2 protein-coding genes, 2 pseudogenes and 1 riboswitch are annotated in these 3,343 nt (G+C 74.2%); of the genes and pseudogenes, 2 read left to right on the top strand and 2 right to left on the bottom strand.

Translation table 11 applies throughout. The features are described 5' to 3' along the window. A pseudogene (locus PROKR_RS33735) lies at window positions 1–246 on the bottom strand (SDR family NAD(P)-dependent oxidoreductase); the annotation flags it as partial. Window positions 247–306: 60 nt separating this feature from the next. Here PROKR_RS33735 and PROKR_RS37810 point away from each other — a divergent pair. Then, window positions 307–933: a helix-turn-helix domain-containing protein gene (locus PROKR_RS37810; RefSeq protein ID WP_051432634.1), complete on the top strand. Its 627-nt coding sequence runs from the start codon at window positions 307–309 to the stop codon at window positions 931–933. A 3-nt stretch (window positions 934–936) separates the two neighbouring features. Beyond that, window positions 937–1,023, top strand: a riboswitch (ZMP/ZTP riboswitch). Between the two features lie 33 nt (window positions 1,024–1,056). Beyond that, window positions 1,057–2,709, top strand: a complete 1,653-nt coding sequence (gene purH / locus PROKR_RS03565) for a bifunctional phosphoribosylaminoimidazolecarboxamide formyltransferase/IMP cyclohydrolase (RefSeq protein WP_036959573.1) — start codon at window positions 1,057–1,059, stop codon at window positions 2,707–2,709. 142 nt (window positions 2,710–2,851) lie between these two features. Here purH and PROKR_RS03560 read toward each other — a convergent pair. Further along, window positions 2,852–3,343, bottom strand: a pseudogene (locus PROKR_RS03560) (pyridine nucleotide-disulfide oxidoreductase); the annotation flags it as partial.

The following is a 3,343-nucleotide window of genomic DNA, read 5'->3' as shown; positions in this document are numbered from 1 at the left end:
GGCCGCCGCGTCGGCCTCGGCAGCCTCCTCGGGTGCGGCCTCGCGGTACGCGGCGACCAGCGCGTCGAGCGCCTCGGCCGGGAACTTGCCGCCGGAGAGTGCCACGAGCTGCTCCAGCGGAAGGCCCCGGGCGGGGGCCAGCGAGTCCGGGGTAGCCCCGCCCTCGGCGAGGAAGGCCGCGAGGACGCGGCCGCCGACGGCGTGGTCGAGCCAGTCGCCGACGGTGGAACGGACGGTCAGTGCCATGGTGTGCTCCTCGAACGGGGTTGATACCGGACAACACTGTCCGGTATCTAGAATACCGCCATGACCGGCGTACTTCGCGACCCCCGACCCGGTGCCCTTCCTCACGGCACGACGCGCCGCGGCGGGGCACCCAACCTCGGCCCTCGCGCCGCGGCGGGCAATCGGGCGGCGCTGCTCGCCGCCGCCCGCGAGGTGTTCGGGTCGGCCGGGACGAGCGCGCCGCTGAGCGCGGTCGCCAAGCGCGCCGGCGTCGGGCAGGGCAGCCTCTACCGGCACTTCCCCGACCGGCTCGACCTCGTGGTCGCCGTCTTCGAAGAACAGGTCGTCGCCGTCGAGGAGGCAGCAGCCGCGCCGGAAGCCGACCTGCCCGACTTGCTCGGCCTGGTCACGCGCCACGCGATCGACTCGGTCGGGTTCGTCGACCTGGTCCGGTCGAGCGAGCCGGCGGACGAGCGGATCGTCGGCCTGGGGGAGCGGGTCGCGGACGCGCTGGGCACTCGGCTGGAGGCGGCGGCTGCTGCAGGCGCCGTCCCGGCCGGGACCACGTCGGACGACCTGCTGCTCGCCGTCGCGATGGTGGCCGGCGGGCTGTCCCAGACCGCGGGGGACGACCGGGTGCGGCGGGCGCAGCGCGCCTGGGAGCTGCTCGGCATGGACGTGCGGATCCCCCCGGAGAGCGGCCGCTAGACTGCACCTGGCCGTGACTGGCGAGGGTGGGTCACCACCGGGGAGCGGCCGAGCGACCCGTGATGCGCGCCGCCCGCCTGGGTGCCAGGGTTTTCCACGAAGCTACTTCCGAGGAGAACCGCCATGTCCGGCGCCCCGTCCACCCCTGACGTCCAGCTCACCGACGACTCGCAGCGCCCCGTCCGGCGCGCGCTGCTGAGCGTCTACGACAAGACCGGCCTGATCGAGCTCGCCACCGCCTTGCACGACGCCGGCGTCGAGCTGGTCTCGACCGGCTCCACCGCGTCGAAGATCGCGGACGCGGGCATCCCCGTCACCCCGGTCGAGGACCTCACCGGCTTCCCCGAGTGCCTGGAGGGCCGGGTCAAGACCCTGCACCCGCGCGTGCACGCCGGCATCCTGGCCGACACCCGCAAGCGGGACCACCTGGACCAGCTCGCGCAGCTCGACATCGCGCCGTTCGAGCTCGTCGTCGTCAACCTCTACCCGTTCGCCGCCACCGTGGCCTCGGGCGCCGGGCCGGACGCCGTCGTCGAGCAGATCGACATCGGCGGGCCGTCCATGGTGCGCGCCGCAGCCAAGAACCACCCGTCCGTCGCCGTGGTCGTGGACCCGGCCGCCTACTCGGCCGTGGCGGACGCCGTCCGCGCCGGCGGCTTCACCTATGCCCAGCGCAAGGCGCTCGCCGCCGAGGCGTTCGTGCACACCGCGACGTACGACGTCGCCGTCGCCTCCTGGATGAGCAGCGTCGTGTCGCCCACGGACGAGGTGACGGTCGACGGCGAGCCGCAGCACTCCGGCTTCCCCGCCTGGGTCGGCGGCACCTGGGAGCGGGCCGACGTGCTGCGCTACGGCGAGAACCCGCACCAGCGCGCCGCCCTGTACACCCGCGGCGACGGCGTGACGGGCCTGGCCCAGGCCGAGCAGCTGCACGGCAAGGCCATGAGCTACAACAACTACGTGGACGCCGACGCCGCGTGGCGCGCCGCCTGGGACCACGAGGGCCCCGCCGTCGCGATCATCAAGCACGCCAACCCGTGCGGCATCGCGGTCGGGACCGACATCGCGCAGGCACACGCCCGGGCGCACGCGACCGACCCGGTCAGCGCGTACGGCGGCGTGATCGCCGCGAACCGCACGGTCACGGCCGACGCGGCGCGGCAGATCGCCCCGGTGTTCACCGAGGTCGTCGTGGCCCCCGGCTTCGAGCCGGAGGCGCTGGAGATCCTCCAGGCCAAGAAGAACATCCGGCTGCTCGTGGTCCCCGAGGCGCCGGTCGGCGCCGTCGAGACGCGGCCCATCTCCGGCGGGCTGCTCATGCAGGCCACCGACCGGTTCCAGGCCGACGGCGACGCCCCCGAGAACTGGACCCTCGCGACCGGTGAGGCCGCCTCGCCCGAGGTGCTCGCCGACCTCGCGTTCGCGTGGAAGGCCGTGCGCGCCGCCAAGTCGAACGCGATCCTGCTGGCCAAGGACGGCGCGGCCGTCGGCATCGGCATGGGCCAGGTCAACCGCGTGGACTCGTGCCGCCTCTCGGTCGAGCGTGCCAACACCCTGGCTGACGGCGACTCGGGTCCCGTGGAGCGCGCCCGCGGCGCCGTCGCGGCGTCCGACGCGTTCTTCCCGTTCGCGGACGGTCTCCAGGTGCTGCTCGACGCCGGGGTCACCGCCGTCGTGCAGCCGGGTGGCTCGATCCGCGACGAGGAGGTCGTCAAGGCCGCCGAGGCGGCCGGCGTCACGATGTACCTGACGGGCACGCGGCACTTCGCCCACTGAGGCTGGGCCGGGCTCATCCCCTTCGAAGCCCAAGTTTCTTCGCTTTCGGCAGCCGCAGAGCGAAGAAACTTAGGCCTCGAAGGGGAGCGCTGACGCTGCGCCTCCGGCTCAGACGTGGTCGTCGGCCGTCTGCGCCTCCGGCTCAGACGGCGGCGTCCTTGAGCTTGACCGCCGGGTCCAGCGCGCGGTCCAGGTCGACCGTCAGTGGCACCCCGCGGTTCATCAGCTTGCGGACCTGGCCCACCTCGCGCGGGGAGTCGACCAGCAGCACCGCCCGGACGGTCGCCACGCGGTGGCCGTCCGGGGTGCGGCGCGGGTGCCGGTCCAGCGCGTTCTCCAGGTAGAGCGCGGCCCAGCCGCCCGACGCCGTTGGGGTGCCGCGCAGCACCACCTCGTCGAACGGGGACGGCACCCCGAACAGCGCCAGGTCGTGTCCGAGCTGCTGCGAGAAGACGTACGGCGCGTGCGACGGGATCGGGGCGAGCCCCAGCCGTTCGCGCACGTGCTCGGGCTCGGCGGCCCGCTCGTCGAGCCCGAGCAAGGCCCGGACGGTGACCTCGGGGTCGTGCAGCGCGGCCGACCAGTGCCCGCCCGGCACCGGCCCGAACACCGGGTGCTCGCGCGTCGCGATGTC

The sequence above is a fragment of the Promicromonospora kroppenstedtii DSM 19349 genome (assembly GCF_000515355.1).
GTDB classification, from domain to species: domain Bacteria; phylum Actinomycetota; class Actinomycetes; order Actinomycetales; family Cellulomonadaceae; genus Promicromonospora; species Promicromonospora kroppenstedtii.
Note: the sequence above shows the minus strand (reverse complement) of the source record. Positions and strands in the feature narration are given on the sequence as shown.